General features: G+C 32.6%; 20 protein-coding genes. 16 read left to right on the forward strand and 4 right to left on the reverse strand.

The genetic code is table 11. From position 1 onward, the window contains the following. Window positions 1-4 precede the first annotated feature (4 nt). The 11 genes from purE (at window position 5) to CXF54_RS13305 (ending at window position 7,867) form a co-directional block, all read left to right on the forward strand. Complete coding sequence (gene purE, locus CXF54_RS13255) at window positions 5-487, forward strand: 5-(carboxyamino)imidazole ribonucleotide mutase (protein WP_090837461.1); 483 nt, start codon at window positions 5-7, stop codon at window positions 485-487. Between the two features lie 563 nt (window positions 488-1,050). Continuing rightward, the gene (locus CXF54_RS13260) at window positions 1,051-3,081 is read left to right on the forward strand and encodes a M3 family metallopeptidase (protein WP_101203885.1); all 2,031 of its coding nucleotides are present in this window, start codon (window positions 1,051-1,053) and stop codon (window positions 3,079-3,081) included. A gap of 121 nt (window positions 3,082-3,202) precedes the next feature. After that, entirely contained in the window at window positions 3,203-3,706 is a 504-nt protein-coding gene (locus CXF54_RS13265; protein ID WP_090837464.1) for a GbsR/MarR family transcriptional regulator, read from the forward strand. Window positions 3,707-3,761: 55 nt separating this feature from the next. Then, on the forward strand, window positions 3,762-4,115 hold the full coding sequence (locus CXF54_RS13270; RefSeq protein ID WP_101203886.1) for a hypothetical protein: 354 nt from the start codon (window positions 3,762-3,764) through the stop codon (window positions 4,113-4,115). Then, entirely contained in the window at window positions 4,093-4,431 is a 339-nt protein-coding gene (locus CXF54_RS13275; protein ID WP_101203887.1) for a hypothetical protein, read from the forward strand. Before CXF54_RS13270 ends, CXF54_RS13275 begins: the two co-directional genes overlap by 23 nt. 16 nt (window positions 4,432-4,447) lie before the next feature. After that, window positions 4,448-4,771, forward strand: coding sequence for a hypothetical protein (locus tag CXF54_RS13280; RefSeq protein ID WP_101203888.1), 324 nt, complete (start codon window positions 4,448-4,450; stop codon window positions 4,769-4,771). Then, entirely contained in the window at window positions 4,768-5,196 is a 429-nt protein-coding gene (locus CXF54_RS13285; protein WP_101203889.1) for a hypothetical protein, read from the forward strand. Before CXF54_RS13280 ends, CXF54_RS13285 begins: the two co-directional genes overlap by 4 nt. A 16-nt stretch (window positions 5,197-5,212) precedes the next feature. Continuing rightward, complete coding sequence (locus tag CXF54_RS13290) at window positions 5,213-6,088, forward strand: methyltransferase domain-containing protein (protein WP_101203890.1); 876 nt, start codon at window positions 5,213-5,215, stop codon at window positions 6,086-6,088. A 7-nt stretch (window positions 6,089-6,095) separates the two neighbouring features. Beyond that, on the forward strand, window positions 6,096-6,995 hold the full coding sequence (locus tag CXF54_RS13295) for a TIGR01777 family oxidoreductase (RefSeq protein ID WP_101203891.1): 900 nt from the start codon (window positions 6,096-6,098) through the stop codon (window positions 6,993-6,995). 57 nt (window positions 6,996-7,052) lie between these two features. Then, complete coding sequence (locus CXF54_RS13300) at window positions 7,053-7,607, forward strand: sigma-70 family RNA polymerase sigma factor (RefSeq protein WP_090837472.1); 555 nt, start codon at window positions 7,053-7,055, stop codon at window positions 7,605-7,607. Window positions 7,608-7,609: 2 nt separating this feature from the next. Further along, window positions 7,610-7,867, forward strand: a complete 258-nt coding sequence (locus CXF54_RS13305) for a glycine dehydrogenase (protein ID WP_232782620.1) — start codon at window positions 7,610-7,612, stop codon at window positions 7,865-7,867. On the opposite strand, the gene CXF54_RS13310 is transcribed toward CXF54_RS13305, so the two are convergent. Then, window positions 7,847-8,674, reverse strand: a complete 828-nt coding sequence (locus CXF54_RS13310; protein WP_101203892.1) for a hypothetical protein — start codon at window positions 8,672-8,674, stop codon at window positions 7,847-7,849. The two genes, CXF54_RS13305 and CXF54_RS13310, sit on opposite strands and share 21 nt — an antisense overlap. A gap of 162 nt (window positions 8,675-8,836) precedes the next feature. Between CXF54_RS13310 and gcvP the strand changes: the two genes are divergently transcribed. The 4 genes from gcvP (at window position 8,837) to CXF54_RS13330 (ending at window position 14,284) form a co-directional block, all read left to right on the forward strand. After that, window positions 8,837-11,689 (forward strand): aminomethyl-transferring glycine dehydrogenase, encoded by a 2,853-nt coding sequence (gene gcvP / locus CXF54_RS13315; protein ID WP_101203893.1) that lies wholly within the window; start codon window positions 8,837-8,839, stop codon window positions 11,687-11,689. 95 nt (window positions 11,690-11,784) lie between these two features. Next, a complete protein-coding gene (locus CXF54_RS13320) occupies window positions 11,785-12,843 on the forward strand; it encodes a 3-oxoacyl-ACP synthase III family protein (RefSeq protein WP_101203894.1) in 1,059 nt (352 codons plus the stop codon). A gap of 36 nt (window positions 12,844-12,879) precedes the next feature. After that, window positions 12,880-13,401: a methyltransferase gene (locus CXF54_RS13325; RefSeq protein WP_101203895.1), complete on the forward strand. Its 522-nt coding sequence runs from the start codon at window positions 12,880-12,882 to the stop codon at window positions 13,399-13,401. Between the two features lie 34 nt (window positions 13,402-13,435). Next, window positions 13,436-14,284: a glycosyltransferase gene (locus tag CXF54_RS13330; RefSeq protein WP_101203896.1), complete on the forward strand. Its 849-nt coding sequence runs from the start codon at window positions 13,436-13,438 to the stop codon at window positions 14,282-14,284. 114 nt (window positions 14,285-14,398) lie between these two features. On the opposite strand, the gene CXF54_RS13335 is transcribed toward CXF54_RS13330, so the two are convergent. The 3 genes from CXF54_RS13335 to CXF54_RS13345 all read right to left on the reverse strand — a co-directional run bounded on the left by CXF54_RS13335 (window position 14,399) and on the right by CXF54_RS13345 (window position 16,693). Then, window positions 14,399-15,205: a DNA/RNA non-specific endonuclease gene (locus CXF54_RS13335; RefSeq protein WP_101203897.1), complete on the reverse strand. Its 807-nt coding sequence runs from the start codon at window positions 15,203-15,205 to the stop codon at window positions 14,399-14,401. Between the two features lie 121 nt (window positions 15,206-15,326). Then, on the reverse strand, window positions 15,327-16,133 hold the full coding sequence (locus CXF54_RS13340) for a tetratricopeptide repeat protein (RefSeq protein WP_101203898.1): 807 nt from the start codon (window positions 16,131-16,133) through the stop codon (window positions 15,327-15,329). Continuing rightward, a complete protein-coding gene (locus CXF54_RS13345; RefSeq protein WP_101203899.1) occupies window positions 16,130-16,693 on the reverse strand; it encodes an RNA polymerase sigma factor in 564 nt (187 codons plus the stop codon). The genes CXF54_RS13340 and CXF54_RS13345 overlap by 4 nt, the downstream gene beginning before the upstream one ends. A 151-nt stretch (window positions 16,694-16,844) precedes the next feature. On the opposite strand from CXF54_RS13345, the gene CXF54_RS13350 reads away from it, so the two are divergent. After that, entirely contained in the window at window positions 16,845-17,474 is a 630-nt protein-coding gene (locus CXF54_RS13350) for a hypothetical protein (RefSeq protein ID WP_101203900.1), read from the forward strand. Window positions 17,475-17,484: the final 10 nt, after the last annotated feature.

A 17,484-nucleotide genomic window follows, 5' to 3' on the forward strand; every position in this document is an offset into this window, starting at 1 on the left:
CACAATGAACAAAGTAGCAGTAATAATGGGAAGCAATAGCGATATGCCAGTCATGCAAGACGCTATAGATATTTTAAAAGAATTTAAAATTGAAATTGAAGTTGATATTGTTTCGGCACATCGTACTCCAGAAAAATTATTTGACTTTAGTAAAAATGCTCATAAAAGAGGTATTAAGGTAATTATTGCAGGAGCCGGAGGTGCAGCACACTTACCAGGTATGGTTGCTTCATTAAGTCCTTTACCAATTATTGGTGTCCCTGTAAAAAGCAGCAACTCTATTGACGGGTGGGACTCAGTATTATCCATACTTCAAATGCCAGGAGGTGTTCCTGTAGCCACAGTGGCTCTAAATGGAGCAAAAAACGCAGGTATACTAGCTACTCAAATTATTGGAGCTTCTGATCCAGCGGTATTGGATCAAGTTATTGCTTATAAAGAGGGTTTAAAATTAAAAGTAGAACAAGCTGCAAAAGATATTAAATAGCTAAAAACAGAAAACCCCAACTAGGTTGGGGTTTTCAATCGCTATTAATCTTTTTATATATGAGGTAAATAAACCCACACCAAAAAAACTTATATCAAAGGTCTTCTTAATCCTTCTGTTTTGACAATTAACAAGTCAATTTTTCAACGTTTTCGGTAAAATGCAAAAATAAACGTTTAAAGGCGAAAATTAAATAAAATAAAAAAGCCCCAAAATAAATTTGAGGCTTCCATCGCTATTATTTTTCTAGTCAATGTGTATATAACACATATCAAAAAAACAGATACAAAAATGTCACTTTTATTAAAATAACAACATATTTGTTGAGAAACATTTTTTCTTTTAGATTAAAGGAGATAATATTAAGACGAGTAGCAGAAAAACATGAAAATAAGCAAAAAAAAGCCTCAGAAGAATCTGAGGCTTTTTATCGCTATTAATCAATAATTTTTAAGTGAGTAACCAGCTCACGGGAAAAAATCAAGGCAAAAATAGACATTTATATAATTAAAACGCAATTAAAACAGTAATTTTAACATCAAATATTTTATTTCACCATTATAATGAATATACTACTAAATACTTTCGATACTAAATACAACACGGCTCCTTTTGAATCTATAAAAAATAAAGACTATAAACCCGCCATTTTAAAACTTATTGAAGAGGCTAAAAAAGATATTGACGCCATAGTAAATAACACAGCTGTCCCAACGTTTGAAAACACCATTGAAGCGTTAGAGTTTTCTGGACAACAACTAGAACGTGTTACTAGTATATTCTTTAATTTAAACTCGGCTGAAACAAATGACGAGATTCAGAAAATCGCGCAGGACATCTCTCCTATTCTAACAGAGTTTGGAAATGACATTACATTAAATCAAGCGTTGTTTACAAAAGTTAAAACTGTATTTGACTCTAAAGACAGTTTAGATTTAACAACAGAACAAAATACATTATTAGATAAAAAATACAAAAGCTTTTCTAGAAACGGTGCAAACTTATCTGAAGACAAAAAACTAAAATTAAGAGCTATTGACAAACAGTTAGCTAGTCTTAAATTAAAGTTTGGAGAGAACTTATTAGCAGAAACTAATGCTTTTGAAATGCTACTAACTAAAGAGGAGGAAGTCTCTGGCTTACCTGAAGGCGCAAAAGAAGCTGCCAAGCAACTAGCAGAAAGCAAAGACAAAGACGGTTGGCTAATAACATTAGACTACCCAAGCTACATACCTTTTATGACGTATGCTGACCGTAGAGATCTACGCGAAAAATTAGCAAAAGCTTCTGGAGCTAAAGGTTTTAAAAATGATGCTTTAGACAATCAAAACAATGTATTAGATATTGCAAGATTACGTTTCGAACGTGCTAATCTTCTTGGGTATAAAACGCATTCGCACTTTGTACTAGAAGAGCGCATGGCAGAAACGCCAGAAAAAGTAAACTCATTTTTACAGGACTTATTAGTAAAAGCTAAGCCTGCTGCGGAACGTGAGTTTGCCGAATTAGAAAATTTCGCAAAAGAACTTGATAATATTGATCAATTAGAAAAATGGGATTCAGCTTACTACTCTGAAAAATTAAAACAAAAACTATTTAATTTAGATGACGAGCAACTTAAGCCTTACTTTAAATTAGAGAATGTTATTGATGGTGCTTTCCAAGTGGCTAACAAATTATTTGGACTTCAATTTAAAAAAATTGACACCATAGATAAGTATCATGAAGATGTTATGACCTATGAAGTTCTAGATGAGAACAATGATTTAGTCTCAATATTCTACGCTGATTTTTTCCCTAGAGCAGGAAAACGAAATGGTGCATGGATGACTTCTTACAAGCCTCAATTTATTAAAGATGGTATTAATGAAAGACCACACATTTCTAATGTCTGTAACTTTACGAAACCAACCAAAAGCAAACCATCCTTATTAACGTTTAATGAAGTAACTACTTTGTTTCATGAGTTTGGTCATGGATTACATGGTATGCTTGCAAATACTACTTACCCAAGCTTATCTGGAACAAGTGTATTTTGGGATTTTGTAGAGCTACCAAGTCAAGTGTTAGAAAACTGGTGCTATGAAAAAGAAGCTTTGGAGTTATTTGCAAAACACTACGAAACTGAAGAAGTGATCCCTATGGTTTTAGTTGCAAAAATTAAAGAGAGTGCGACGTTCCAAGAAGGGATGCAAACCTTAAGACAGTTAAGCTTTGGTCTTTTAGACATGAGCTGGCATGGTATAAATCCATCTGATATTACAGATGTAAAAACACACGAATACAAAACGTTTGAAGACACTAACTTATATCCTGACGTAAAAGAAAATTGTATGAGCACTGCTTTTGCACACATCTTTCAAGGCGGATACTCTTCTGGGTATTATAGCTATAAATGGGCGGAAGTTTTAGATGCTGACGCATTTGACTATTTTAAAGAAGAAGGTATTTTTAATAAAGACGTAGCAAAAAAATTCAAGGACAACGTGTTGTCTCAAGGCGGTACAGAAAACCCAATGATATTATACAAACGTTTTAGAGGTCAAGAACCAAAACCTGAAGCGTTATTAAAACGTGCTGGACTGATTAAATAATCCATATTTAAACTAAACAAATCAAGCCATTCTTAATTAAGTTAAGAGTGGCTTTTTTAATTATACTAATTAAACTTTCAATAATTACTGAAAGTTTAAAAATAAGTTATATATTTGTAACATGGAATATCAAGAAGCAAAAGATAAATTTATTAGTACTTGGGGAAGTTTAGGTTCTTTATGGGGAATAAACAAGGCTATGGCACAAATACAAGCGCTTCTTTTTATATCCACTAAACCATTATCTATGGAAGAGATCATGGAAGATTTAAAAATCTCTAGAGGTAATACAAGTATGAATCTAAGACAATTAATGGATTGGGGTATTGTTACCAAAACATTAGTTGCTGGAGAGCGTAAAGAGTTTTTTACTACTGAAAAAGACGTACAAGAATTAGCAAGAATTATTGCAGTAGAACGCAGCAGAAGAGAAATAAAACCTGTAGTAAAAGTATTAAACGATGTGTCTAGTATTACAGATGATGGAACAGCAAAAACTAAAGAATTAATTAAACAAACCAAAGCACTTCACGAGTTAACCGAAACTATGGACGTGATGATAAATAAATTGGTAAATCAAAAACAAAACTGGATTACTAAATCTTTACTTAAACTATTCAAATAAAAAAATTTACAATAAACTTTCAGTAATTTCTGAAAGTTTTATAAAAACTATAACTATGAGAATCATCTATTTAATTAACAAGATTGCGTTAATAACAACACTAATACTTTACCTAACTATTTTCTTGGGACTCTATGCACAAATAGTATTAGGCACACTACAAGTAATAAGCGCTTTAGGTCTTTTATTTATTTGGAATAAATTATCTATTAAAAACAAAAAAGAATTGCTGGCCTATTGGTTATTAACAATAACCTATGGTTTAGGATGGTTAGCTGCAGATAACTTTAACAATGGATTTATCGCTGTCTTTCTAATCATAATAATACCAATAAGTATTGCTATATATTTTGTTACAATACTTCACTCAATAACAAAAAAACTTCATGAAAAACACATTCACGTTTAACCTAGTTACCTACCTATTTGTCATTTTACTATTCTTAGTAGAAATAGTATATGGTGCACTTGCACAATTAGCACTAGGAATAATACAACTAATTATAGCACTATATCTACAAACTAAATCATACCAATACTCCAAAGCAAACAAAAAACTACTAAGTTACTATTGGATACAAATTGCAATTTGGCTTATCTCTTTTGTCGTATTTGCAAACCTGTTAACTCTAAAAGATTACAACGCTATTTTTCTATTAATAATCCCTATGTGTATTGGACTGTACTTGGTGTTTGTTAATTACCAAATCTCAAAAGAGTCCTAAGGTTAATTTTAAGATTATGAAAAACGTATATCAAGTCAATTATTGGTCAGTCTTAATAACCATATTACTTAGCTTAACCTTTTGGGGCGGAATAATAGCATTACCTATTTTAGGGACTATACAAATAGTAATAAGCCTAATTATAATTAACAGATTTAAAACGCTAACTAAAACAAACCGAATACTTTTTACTAGCTACGCAGTGCTAACAGTGTTTCTGATTATATTTTTTAAACAATTAAAAGGTGAAGAATTAGGTATTTTATTTATGTGGGCAATAGTGTCCTTATTCTTAGCTTGTTTCCATTTATATATAACTTATAATATCTCAAAATCATGACAATTCAAATTCCAAATTGGTTAATAATTTTAGGAGGCTGTGGCCAAATATTCACTGCTCTTATCTATCCTTATATCCGTCATAAAGTTTTTGATTGGTATAATGATGTTAAACAACTAAAACCGTTAAATCAAGAAATTGCTAAAACTTATGGGCGTTATATCCAAGGTTTAAACTTCTCTTTTGGATTAATAGCAATTCTAATACCTACAGATTTAAAAAACGGAACACACATAGCAATCGCATTAACAGGACTAATCGCTGCCTATTGGGTTGGTAAAGTAGCTACGCAAATAGCTTATTATCCAATGTATGACATTCCGAAAAAAACAATCTTTAAAATTGGAAGTTACTTTATGAATACCCTATTTGTGACATTCGCAATTATATATACTTGGCTATTCATTTTAAATATTTGTAATTAATTAAAAAGCAGGACTTATGAAAACAATACTCACAGCACAAGTTGAACAGTCAGAAAAAAACAAAATAGAAATGGTTGACTTTTATAACGAAGCAACAGAAGACTATGAGTTTTGGAGTAAAGATTTTAATATGCATTTTGGATACTACATTCCTTTTAAAACAAACCCTTTTAAAAGAGACGCAATGTTAAACCAAATGACAAATCAAGTGATTAGTCGCTTTAATTACACAAACAAAAAAGCAACTTTAATTGATTTAGGTTGCGGTATGGGTGGCTCCATGCGATATGCTATTAAAAAACATAAAAACCTGACTGCATTTGGTGTTACATTATCCAATTTTCAAGTAAAAAAAGGAAACCAATTACTAAAAGGCTTAAAAGGAACAATCCTAAATGAAAACTACAATCACACCTCATTTAAATCTAACAGTTTTAATTCGGCTTTAGCCATAGAAAGTTTTTGTCATTCTGGTCATAGCAAAACAGCACTAAAAGAAGCTTACCGGATCTTAAAGCTAGATGGTAAATTAGTTATTGCTGATGCTTTCTTGAAAAAAGAAGAAACAGAATTATGTTACGGTGGTAAATACGCGTGTCACAAACTGTGTAGTCATTGGAGTTTGGAAAAGTTAGAAACCAAAAATAACATGGTTAAAAAGCTTCAATCTGTTGGCTTTAAAAATATCAAAATAGAAGACGCTTCGCTTAGATTAGCTCCTTCTGTATTGCATGTTCCGTTTACAATTATGGGGTTCTTCATAAAAAATATAATAACCCTTAAAGGTTTAAAAAAAGAAAGTCTGCATAACTTGCAAGGGTCTTTTTATGCACTATTATCTGGACTACACATGAAAAGTTTTGGGTATTACATTATAACTTGTACTAAATAAATTAAAAATGAAAAAAATAATCATAGCAGGCGGTACGGGATTTTTAGGGCAAGTCTTAAAAACTCATTTTACAAAACAAAATTATACTGTTTTGATTCTAAGCAGACAACCAAAATCTGAAAACGAAATTTATTGGAATGGATCAGAACTGGGTGATTGGACTAAACATTTAGAAAATGCAGACGCATTAATAAATCTATCAGGAAAATCTGTGGACTGTAGATATACAGATAAAAACAAAAAAACAATTTACAATTCCAGAATTGACACCACCAATTTACTTGGCTTAGCTGTCAACCTGTGTGACAATCCACCTAAGTATTGGTTTAACTCTTCCACTGCAACAATATATAAAGAATCTTTAGACACTCCAAATACCGAGAAAAACGGAATAATAGGCGATGATTTTTCTATGAACATCGCTAAATCCTGGGAACAAACTTTTAACGCAATAACAACCCCAAAAACAAAAAAAGTAATCTTACGCACCTCTATTGTATTGGGTAAAAATGGTGGTGCAATAATCCCTTTAAAACAATTAACACGTTTTGGACTAGGCGGTAAACAAGCCTCAGGACAACAAAAAGTAAGCTGGATACATGAAGATGATTTTACTAGTGCCATTCAGTTTTTAATGGAACAAAAATTAGAAGGTGTATTTAATCTTTGTGTACCTCAACCCACAGATAATAAAACACTAATGCAAAGTTTAAGACATGTATTAAAAGTTCCGTTTGGAATATCTCATCCTTTATGGCTTTTAAAACTTGGAGCATTCTTTATAGGCACAGAAACAGAATTGGTTACAAAAAGCAGAAATGTCTTACCTGAAAAATTACTACAACATGGGTTTATTTTTAAGTTTGAAAACATAAAAACAGCATTAGAAAACGTATTAAAAAAATAAAACTTAAGGTTTATTCTAATTTTACTATTTTTAGCCTGAAAAAGAAAAATTATTTATATGCCTAATCACAAAATAGATCCCAATAAATGGATTGATTTATACAGCGATTACCTGTTTAATTACACCATTACGCGTGTAAATGATAGAGCTATCGCGCAAGATTTAGTCTCTGAAACATTTTTAGCTGGTCTAAAAAGTATGAAAAATTTTAAAGGAGAAGCTAGCGAACGTACATGGTTAGTTTCAATTTTAAAAAGAAAAGTCATTGACCATTATCGTAAAATCAATTCTAACAAAGGAAAAGCAGAAGTTAGAATGTCCTATAATAGTGACAGCGAAACCGAAGGCGATTGGCTAGAGGAACGCGTTGCTGATCCTTACGATAAAACAGCAGAAGACAACATTGAAAATACCGAACTAGCCGATGCAATTGATAATTGTTTATCAAAATTGCCAAAAAAGCAAGCTCAGATATTTGAAATGAAAACAATTTTAAATTACGAAACGGAAACTATTTGTAATGAATTAGAAATTACTGCGTCTAATCTATGGGTTATAATACACAGAGCCCGAGTATCTATGGCAAGTTGCCTACAAAATAATTGGTTTTAAAAATGATGAATAAATTTATGATTTCTTGCGAGGAATCCGGTCACATCTGTGACAAAGCACAATACGATGAAGCGTCATTCATTGAAAAAATAAAATTTAAATTTCATAGTTTAATGTGTGCTGTATGCAGGCAACACTCAAAAACAAACGATAAACTTACTGCACTAGTTAATAAAGTAAAAGCAAATAATTTATCTTCTAGAGAAAAAGACACCATAAAGTCGTCTTTTGAAAAAGAGTTAAATAAGCATCAACACTAGCCAAAAGACAGGCAAGGCTTCCAACCAAAAGGACGTATAATATTTTGTCCTGTTTTGGTTAGCAAATAGTATAAATATACCTAACACTAAACAGACTATTAATTGTGTTATTAAATAGTCTGTTTGAATGGTATCTTTAAAAAATTCTGATAAATAAAATATAAGTAACAAAACAAGACCTAGTAGTTTTGTGCGCTTCACTCCTATTTTCTGAGGTATTGTCGCCAATTTTAGACTGTCATAACGTAAGTCTATAATTTCAAAAGGCAACATTAAAGCAATTACAAATATAAAAACTTGTAAAACGGACACAATCACGTCCTCACTAAAGCCCACTTCATTATTTACTAGTGGCAAAATAACGGTTACCCCACTCCACACCAAAGCAATAATATATACTTTTAACCCACTAATATCTCTCAGGTTTTGTTGGGCATCTAAATACCATTTTTTTGGTAAAAAAGGAATGGCGTATAAAAAAGTAACACCTCCAAATATAGCAATCAAAACCAACGACTCTTCCACTAATTGTAATGCATAATAGCACATTAAAATAAAGCAACCCAAAGAAAACACTTGTGTGACGCGCAACCAACTAGCCAAGCTTCTATGATGCCACTTGGCGATCCCAAAATATTTTACAAAATTATAACCCGTTATTGTGGCATAAAAATTAAACCACAACACACTGCTATCATAATTTATATCAAACTTTTTTAGAGTTACCCAACTTAGTGCATACACTGCTAAGGCAACATGCACGCTGCTATTAATGTAAAAATCTAAAAGTTGTTTTAACACCTTCATTAGGCAAAAATAATTAATCTGTTAATAAAGCAGCCTAATAGTTGAAAACTTTCAATTTTTAACAAAACTTTCTATTAGTTTTTGTTAATTTTGCAATCATTAAAAAAGCAACTAAAATTTATTGTCAGTCCTCCAAAATAGGACATTAACAACACAACACAAATGAATACAAACGCTTTCGCATTACGTCACATTGGTCCTAGAGAAAATGATCAAAAACTAATGCTTCAAACAGTTAATGCAGATTCTATAGAACAACTAATTTCTGAAACCGTTCCTGCACCAATTCGTCTTAAAAAAGAATTACAATTAGACGAAGCAATGACAGAATATGAATACTCAAATCATATTAACACCCTGTCAAAACTTAACAAAACTTATAAAACCTACATTGGATTAGGGTACCATCCTACAATCCTTCCGGCTGTTATACAACGTAACGTTTTAGAAAACCCGGGTTGGTACACAGCTTACACACCTTATCAAGCAGAAATTGCGCAAGGGCGTTTAGAAGCATTGCTTAACTTCCAAACCATGATTACTGATTTAACAGGAATGGAATTAGCAAACGCCTCTTTATTAGACGAGAGTACTGCTGCTGCAGAAGCTATGAGTTTGTTATTCTCGGTTAGAGCACGTGACCAGAAAAAAGCAGGGATTTGCAAGTTTTTTGTAAGTGATGCTATTTTACCGCAAACACTTTCATTATTGCAAACCAGAGCAACTCCAATTGGAATTGAGCTAGTTATTGGTACAGAAGCAACATTTGATTTTTCGTCAGACTTTTTCGGAGCTATTTTACAATACCCAGGAAAAGATGGTCAAATTACAGATATCAAAACTTTTATAGAAAAGGCAAATGCTAATAACATAAAAGTAGCAGTAGCTGCAGACATTTTAAGTTTAGTAAAATTAGAAGCGCCAGGTAAATTTGGTGCAGATGTGGTAGTTGGTACTACACAACGCTTTGGTATCCCAATGGGTTACGGAGGTCCACACGCCGCTTATTTTGCTACTAAAGAAGCTTACAAACGTGATATACCTGGTCGTATTATTGGTGTTACAAAAGACGCTAATGGCAACAGAGCTTTACGTATGGCTTTACAAACTAGAGAGCAGCACATTAAACGTGACAAAGCAACCTCTAACATCTGTACTGCACAAGTACTATTAGCAGTTATGGCTGGTATGTACGCCGTGTATCATGGACCAAAAGGTTTGACGTTTATAGCTAATAAAGTACATAATGCAGCCTCTACTTTAGCTAATGCATTGACTAAAATGGGAATCGAGCAAGTAAACACTGCCTTTTTTGACACCATCCAGCTTAAAGCTAATGCGTCTGTAGTAAAAACAATTGCAGAACAACGTGAGGTTAATTTTTATTACCCTAATGATACTACAGTAACGGTTTCTCTAAACGAAACGACTTCTGTAAAAGATTTAAACGAGATTATTTCAATTTTCGCTGAAGCGGAAACAAAGCCGGCAGTAACAATAGATGGTTTTACTGACGCAAACAATATTCAAGATTCAATCCAACGCCAAACGTCATTTTTAACTTTAGACGTTTTTAATACGCACCATTCTGAAACAGAATTAATGCGTTACGTAAAAGGATTAGAGCGTAAAGATTTAGCATTAAATCACTCTATGATTGCACTTGGATCTTGTACAATGAAGCTTAATGCAGCCTCAGAAATGCTACCTTTAAGTAATCCAAACTGGGGAAGTATTCACCCATTTGTGCCAATAGATCAAGCCGAAGGTTACCAACAAATGTTAAAAGCATTAGAAGACCAACTAACGGAAATCACAGGTTTTGCGGGGACCTCTTTACAACCAAACTCTGGTGCTCAAGGTGAGTATGCTGGATTAATGGTTATTAGAGCGTATCACGAATCTAGAGAGGATCATCACAGAAACATCTGTTTAATACCAAGTTCTGCTCACGGAACCAATCCTGCAAGTGCAGTAATGGCCGGGATGAAAGTGGTTGTTACTAAAGCAGATGAAAACGGTAATATCGATATTGACGATTTACGTGAAAAAGCAGAATTACATAAAGATAATTTAGCTGCCTTAATGGTAACCTACCCGTCAACACATGGTGTTTACGAGTCAGGAATTAAAAATATAACACAAATAATACACGATAATGGTGGTCAAGTCTACATGGACGGTGCCAACATGAATGCGCAAGTAGGCTTAACTAATCCAGGTAATATTGGTGCAGATGTTTGCCACTTAAACTTACACAAAACGTTTGCTATACCTCACGGTGGTGGTGGACCTGGTGTTGGACCAATATGTGTTGCTAAACAACTAGTGCCATTTTTACCAAGTAACCCAGTAATCAAAACGGGAGGAGATCAAGCCATTACTGCTATTTCTGCTGCACCTTTTGGATCAGCTTTAGTCTGTCTAATATCTTATGGTTACATTAAAATGTTAGCTACAGAAGGTTTAAAAAAATCAACTGAAATTGCCATTTTAAATGCAAATTACATCAAGCACAGGTTACAAGGTGCTTATGAAACGTTGTATTCTGGAGAGCAAGGTCGTGCAGCCCACGAAATGATTATCGACTGTCGTCCGTTTAAAGAAAATGGTATCGAAGTTGTAGATATTGCAAAACGACTAATGGATTATGGTTTTCATGCACCAACAGTGTCTTTTCCGGTTGCAGGAACGATGATGATTGAGCCAACGGAAAGCGAAAGCAAAGCAGAAATGGATCGTTTTTGTGATGCTATGATTTCTATTAGAAAAGAAATTGATGCTGCATCAAAGGATGACGATAATAATCCGTTAAAAAATGCGCCACACACATTAGCGATGTTAACAAGTGACGAATGGTTACTACCTTACTCTAGAGAAAAGGCTGCATACCCATTGGACTACGTGATAGACAACAAGTTCTGGCCTTCTGTACGTCGTGTTGACGATGCTTACGGAGACCGTAACTTATTTTGTACTTGTGCACCTATTGAAGCATATGTAGAGGCAAATTAAGCGTTGAACATCGTAAAAAAATAATCATTTAAAATTGCCTTTAATATTTACTGCTTATCTTTGTAGTTAAATAATTAAAGGCAATTTCTTTTTATATGAATATTAAGATTACAGGCACAGGAAGCTTCATCCCGAGTACGATAGAAAAAAATGAAGATTTTTACAATCACGAATTTTTAAATGCAGATGGTTCTAAAATAAATAGCCCAAATGAAGTTATCGTAGAAAAATTTAAAGCGATAACAGGTATTGAGGAAAGGCGCTATGCTAAACCTGAATTATCAAACTCTGACATTGCTTTTTTTGCAGCCGAAAAGGCTATTGCAAACGCAAAAATCGATAAAGAAACTTTAGATTATATTATCGTAGCACATAATTATGGTGATGTAAAAATAGACTCGGAACAAAGTGATACTGTCCCTAGTTTAGCCTCTCGTGTAAAACACCTTTTAAAAATTAAAAACCCTAAATGCGTTGGATACGATTTGCTTTTTGGTTGTCCAGGCTGGATAGAGGGCGTTATACAAGCTAATGCTTTTATTAAAGCAGGCATCGCTAAACGCTGTTTGGTTATTGGTAGCGAAACCTTATCTAGAGTGATAGATGCACATGACCGTGACTCTATGATTTATAGTGATGGTGCTGGTGCTGTTATAGTTGAAGAGACTACTGAAGAAGGTGGTATTTTAGCTCACGAATCTGCAACTTTTGCTTATGACGAAGCACATTATATTTTCTTCGGAGAAACTAACAAGCCTGAGTCTGATAGTAAACGTCGTTACATTAAAATGTATGGTCGTAAGATTTACGAATTTGCTTTAACAAACGTACCATTAGCTTTAAAATCATGTTTAGAGAAAAGTGGTTACGCTATAACAGATGTTAAAAAGATTTTGATTCATCAAGCTAACGAAAAAATGGATGAAGCTATTGTAAAACGTTTTTACAAATTGCATAACATGAAAATGCCTGAAGGAATTATGCCTATGAGTATTAACACTCTTGGTAATTCTAGTGTTGCGACAGTACCTACTTTGTACGATTTGATTTTGAACGGTCAATTAGAAAACCAAGAAATTAACAAAGGAGATGTTATCCTTTTTGCTAGTGTTGGTGCAGGTATGAATATTAATGCTATAGTTTATAAACAATAAAAAGTCTGAATCTATTTCTGACTAAAATCTATTTTTGTGTACGAACAAACCTTTCCGCATAAACGCTTTAAACTAACCTATCAATTTTTAGAAAAGCATATTTCTAAATCTGAAACAGTGTTAGATTTAGGTGTAGAAAACCCGTTTACCAAAATTTTAAAGGACCACGCATTTGTAGTAGAAAATACGACAGGGGAAGATCTAGATTTTGACACATCAGCAATTAAAAACTCAGACGCAACAGTAGTCACTGCTTTTGAGATATTTGAACATCTATTAAATCCTTTTACTGTTTTACAAAGTATAAAAGCAGACAAATTAGTAATAAGTGTACCTCTTAGATTATGGTTTTCTTCTGCTTACAGAAGTAAAACAGATAAATGGGATAGACATTATCACGAGTTTGAAGATTGGCAATTAGATTGGTTATTAGAAAAAACGGGATGGAAAATTATAGACAGACAAAAATGGACCAATCCAACAAAAAAATTAGGAATTAGACCAATTTTAAGATGGTTTACCCCTAGATATTATATTATTTATGCTGAACGCGCTTAAATACATCTAACTTTAAATTCTAATATTTTCTATTTTGAATTTCAGCATTATCATTCCAGCACACAACGAAGAATCTTCTATTGGATTAACACTACAGTCTTTAGCAGACCAAACGTTACTTCCTAAACAAATTGTGGTGGTTAATGATAACTCTACGGATAACACAAGAAGTATTGTAGAAGACTTTCAGAAACACCATGACTACATCACTTTAGTTAACGTTACGTCATCAAACAAACACTTACCAGGAACTAAAATAATCAACGCCTTTTACAAAGGCTATGAGGTTTTAAACACCAATTACGATGTACTTTGTAAATTTGATGCCGATCTTATTTTTCCTTTAAATTATTTAGAAACATTAGCGCTTCATTTTAATAAAAGCAAAACCATTGGGATGGTTGCTGGTTATTGTTATATTCAAAAAAATAATGATTGGGTTTTAGAGTCTATAACTGGAAAAGACCATATTAGAGGTGCACTTAAAGCCTACCGCAAAGATTGTTTTGAAGCTATCGGACAACTTAAAAGAGCAATGGGTTGGGATACTATTGACGAGTTATTAGCTAAATACAATAACTACGATATTGTATTAGATGAGACATTACACGTTAAACATTTAAAACCTACAGGCGCAAGCTATAATAAAGGTGCAAAATACCTGCAAGGTGAAGCGATGTACAAAATGCGCTACGGTTTTACACTTACACTCATAACAGCCTTAAAAATGGGCTTAAAAAAGAAAAGCTTCCGCTACTTTAAAGATTATATTATTGGTTACTTAAAAGCTGTAAAAAACAAACCAGAACAACTAGTATCTATTGAAGAAGGTCAATTTATTAGAAACTTGCGATGGACCGGAGTAAAGAAAAAATTAAATTAGAAAATACTGATTAGAAATTACAGAAAATCACTTAAACAGTAAAAGAATCATTTTCGCCAAATATTACTTTTCAGCTTCTAACTTTTGCCTTAAAATTTCAACATAAATATCAATCTAAAAGCTCCAGCCTTTATAATCACTAGAGGCTTCTAATCTATTCTCTGTAGCATCATCTAATTCTGAAAAGAAATCAATTCCGGTTAAATTTTCAATAGTATCAACTGAAGTTACAAATTTATATAATGGCTGATCAGACTCTTGATGAGGCATCAAAAATGCGATAACTTTAGTCTTACCAGAATTATTATCTATTAATACTTTATAAAACTGATTAGGCACAGCCACTTTTTCTGTTCCAATAGTTTTCATTTTCCCTTTTAAAACACCTCCAGAAACCACAAAAACACCATCATATTTACTAGCCCAATACCTAGTCTTTTGTTCTAATCGATTCCAAACACCTGCATTAAAATCATGTCGTTGAGGAGAAATATTACTAGTCAAAAAAGTTTCGTCATGCGCAGCTTTACTATATTTCCTATCTCCAGCAGGACACAAATGGCCACGATCATAACCTGATTTTTTATAATTACGCCAATGTGCAGCACCTGTTTTTACAGCATTGTCTACTTCAAAATAAGGTCTTTTAAAGTCACTTTTTGATAAGTGAGACTTTTTAAGCTCATAAGCTACCCACTCTGCTTGCTCATGTGGCTCGCTATAACTCAAACTATAACCATCATGATGCACAATTTGCCCAGTAGTGCTTGTTGGTAAAAAGTATTCGTTAGTGTCTGATTTAACCGCTTTACCTTGTGCTACAACTTCCGTTTGTTCCTGAACATTAATATACTCCTTAGCACCATAAGTTAATATTACAACCAGCGCTGTTAATAAAGAATATTTTGTTTTATTTGACATATCTAACTATTTGTCACAATATACAGTTTTGAAATAAAAAAAGCCTTTCCAATTGAAAAGGCTTTTTAAATCATATATAATATCAGTCGAAATACCAGATTTGACTTCGACTTAAAAAATACTACTCCAACTGCGACAATAATTTCAGAGCTTCGTTATACTTGTAATTACTGTTGTCTTTTGTTATTAATTTTAATTGCGCTATCGCATTAGAATTATCTTTTACTTTTAAATACACCAACGCTTTATACCAATAGCCTTTAGAAAAATCGATACTATCACTGTCTATTACCTTATCAAAAGTTGCTAACGCGTTCTTGTTTTGATTTAATTCTAATTGTGTAATTCCTAAATATAAAAATACGTTAGTATTATTTGATTTAGTTTCCGTCAAATACGTTCTATATAATTTGTTAGCTCCAGCAAAATCTTTAGCGACAAACTTAATTTCAGCATTTTCTAATATTGCACTTTTAACCTCACCTCGCTCTATCATAGAAGGTAACTCAGTCCAAGAATTGTAACTATCATAAATATCAGAAGTTCTATTTAAAAAGAATAAACCAACAAGTAAAATTACAGATGCTGCTATTGCCAAAAACGAGAACAACCTGCCATTATTTGCCTTACTAGATTCACTAATTGTTTTATGTTTTTTTGCTGCATCATTTAGCGCGGACTTTAATGCTATTGCCTCATCACTTTTAAAATACGTCTGTAAGTCTTTGGTATTTTTTGAATCCGAATCCTCTATAAATTGCCAGTCCGTATCACTAAACTGAATACTCATTTCTTTGTTAATTGCTACGTAATCTGCCAATTCCGCATTACTATTCAGTTCAAGTAAAAAAGCACTTAATTCGGGTTCGGTCAACTTATTGACCAAATACTTATCTGCTTGTAATAGTAGGTGTTCAGATAAAATCATAATGTTTTTAATTGATTATAACGATTGTCTTCTTTAATCATTTGGGTTAATTTATTCTTGCACTTAAACACACGTTGTCTAACCACATTGTCGTCACTATAATCTAACTCCTTGGCAATATCTTTATAAGGCATTTTTTTAAAAAAACGTTTTAAAATTTCTTTACAATTTCCGGAGATTAACTCTAACTTTTCTTGAAAAAACTCCCATCGTTCTTGCTCTAAAACAGACTGTGCCATATCATTAGCTTCAACCTTAAGTTCAATAGGTTGATCAAATGTTACCATCCGTTTTGATTTATTTAACTCTCTACGCCACAAATTTTTACAAGCGGTAAACAAAAACCCATCAAAAGTAGATTTAATAACTACGTTTTGAACCTGCACTCTAGCCATAATTTGGATTATTGCTTTTTGAAACACATCTTGTGCATCTTGTTCTTGTCCTGAATTTTGAAGTACAAAACGCCTCACGTTGGGATAAGAATTAGTGTAAATCTCTAGTATTACTTTTTCGTTTTGGGTTTTTAAACCGTTAATAAAGTAATTAGTATTGCTCATTAAAAAGAATAGTTGGTTAAATAAATTTAAAACATCAAAAATGATACCCTAAAAAAATTGATATATATATTTACAAATAAAATTTTTGAACTTGGGTAACAAATATATATATTTCGAAACGTTTTAGTATTAACATATAAAACTAAACATCATGAATACGACCAAAAGCAACTATTACACTATTAAACTAATATTACTAATATTTAGTATTTGTACTTTTAATAGCTGCTCGAAAAATGACATTACTATTGAAGAGGCTATAAGTGAAACAATTGACAAAAAAACAACCGCATCAGACGCACAAAACAACCGAATGATAGTTGCAACTTACAAATATTTAAAAGTAGATTACAGCTCTCCATCTTACAAACAGTTAATGAGAAATAGTTTTCACGCTTCAACAACTACAAGCCACAGTATAGAAAATCTAGATGCAAATACGGATATTTGGATTTTTGATGAAATAGACCAAGCTTCTGTTGATGGATTATTTATAGGTATTGATACTTGTATTGTTTGCCCAGTTACTCATGTGGAATATCTTACTGTCTTTGAAATTGAATTCGAAGCTTTTGTTACGGATGCAACAAAAACATTAATTAGAGGTGATTTTGAATTAGACTTAGGCAATCTTGACACCGAATTAATACAACATCAAAATACATTTATAAACACTGAATTGTGGATATTTAGAGGATGCTGCAAAAATGACCCTATTAGAGATAGAATCGCTGCTCTTTTTGATGTTGAAATAAAAAGAACTAAACTTATAACGGAGTAACTTATAATTG

The organism is Olleya sp. 1-3 (assembly GCF_002836085.1).
GTDB lineage: Bacteria > Bacteroidota > Bacteroidia > Flavobacteriales > Flavobacteriaceae > Olleya > Olleya namhaensis.

Excerpts from the sequence above, each read along its gene's own strand:
- purE (WP_090837461.1), top strand. The coding sequence starts at position 5 with ATGAACAAAGTAGCAGTAATAATGGGAAGCAATAGCGATATGCCAGTC.
- CXF54_RS13260 (WP_101203885.1), top strand. The coding sequence starts at position 1,051 with ATGAATATACTACTAAATACTTTCGATACTAAATACAACACGGCTCCT.
- CXF54_RS13265 (WP_090837464.1), top strand. The coding sequence starts at position 3,203 with ATGGAATATCAAGAAGCAAAAGATAAATTTATTAGTACTTGGGGAAGT.
- CXF54_RS13270 (WP_101203886.1), top strand. The coding sequence starts at position 3,762 with ATGAGAATCATCTATTTAATTAACAAGATTGCGTTAATAACAACACTA.
- CXF54_RS13275 (WP_101203887.1), top strand. The coding sequence starts at position 4,093 with ATGAAAAACACATTCACGTTTAACCTAGTTACCTACCTATTTGTCATT.
- CXF54_RS13280 (WP_101203888.1), top strand. The coding sequence starts at position 4,448 with ATGAAAAACGTATATCAAGTCAATTATTGGTCAGTCTTAATAACCATA.
- CXF54_RS13285 (WP_101203889.1), top strand. The coding sequence starts at position 4,768 with ATGACAATTCAAATTCCAAATTGGTTAATAATTTTAGGAGGCTGTGGC.
- CXF54_RS13290 (WP_101203890.1), top strand. The coding sequence starts at position 5,213 with ATGAAAACAATACTCACAGCACAAGTTGAACAGTCAGAAAAAAACAAA.
- CXF54_RS13295 (WP_101203891.1), top strand. The coding sequence starts at position 6,096 with ATGAAAAAAATAATCATAGCAGGCGGTACGGGATTTTTAGGGCAAGTC.
- CXF54_RS13300 (WP_090837472.1), top strand. The coding sequence starts at position 7,053 with ATGCCTAATCACAAAATAGATCCCAATAAATGGATTGATTTATACAGC.
- CXF54_RS13305 (WP_232782620.1), top strand. The coding sequence starts at position 7,610 with ATGATGAATAAATTTATGATTTCTTGCGAGGAATCCGGTCACATCTGT.
- CXF54_RS13310 (WP_101203892.1), bottom strand. The coding sequence starts at position 8,674 with ATGAAGGTGTTAAAACAACTTTTAGATTTTTACATTAATAGCAGCGTG.
- gcvP (WP_101203893.1), top strand. The coding sequence starts at position 8,837 with ATGAATACAAACGCTTTCGCATTACGTCACATTGGTCCTAGAGAAAAT.
- CXF54_RS13320 (WP_101203894.1), top strand. The coding sequence starts at position 11,785 with ATGAATATTAAGATTACAGGCACAGGAAGCTTCATCCCGAGTACGATA.
- CXF54_RS13335 (WP_101203897.1), bottom strand. The coding sequence starts at position 15,205 with ATGTCAAATAAAACAAAATATTCTTTATTAACAGCGCTGGTTGTAATA.
- CXF54_RS13340 (WP_101203898.1), bottom strand. The coding sequence starts at position 16,133 with ATGATTTTATCTGAACACCTACTATTACAAGCAGATAAGTATTTGGTC.
- CXF54_RS13345 (WP_101203899.1), bottom strand. The coding sequence starts at position 16,693 with ATGAGCAATACTAATTACTTTATTAACGGTTTAAAAACCCAAAACGAA.
- CXF54_RS13350 (WP_101203900.1), top strand. The coding sequence starts at position 16,845 with ATGAATACGACCAAAAGCAACTATTACACTATTAAACTAATATTACTA.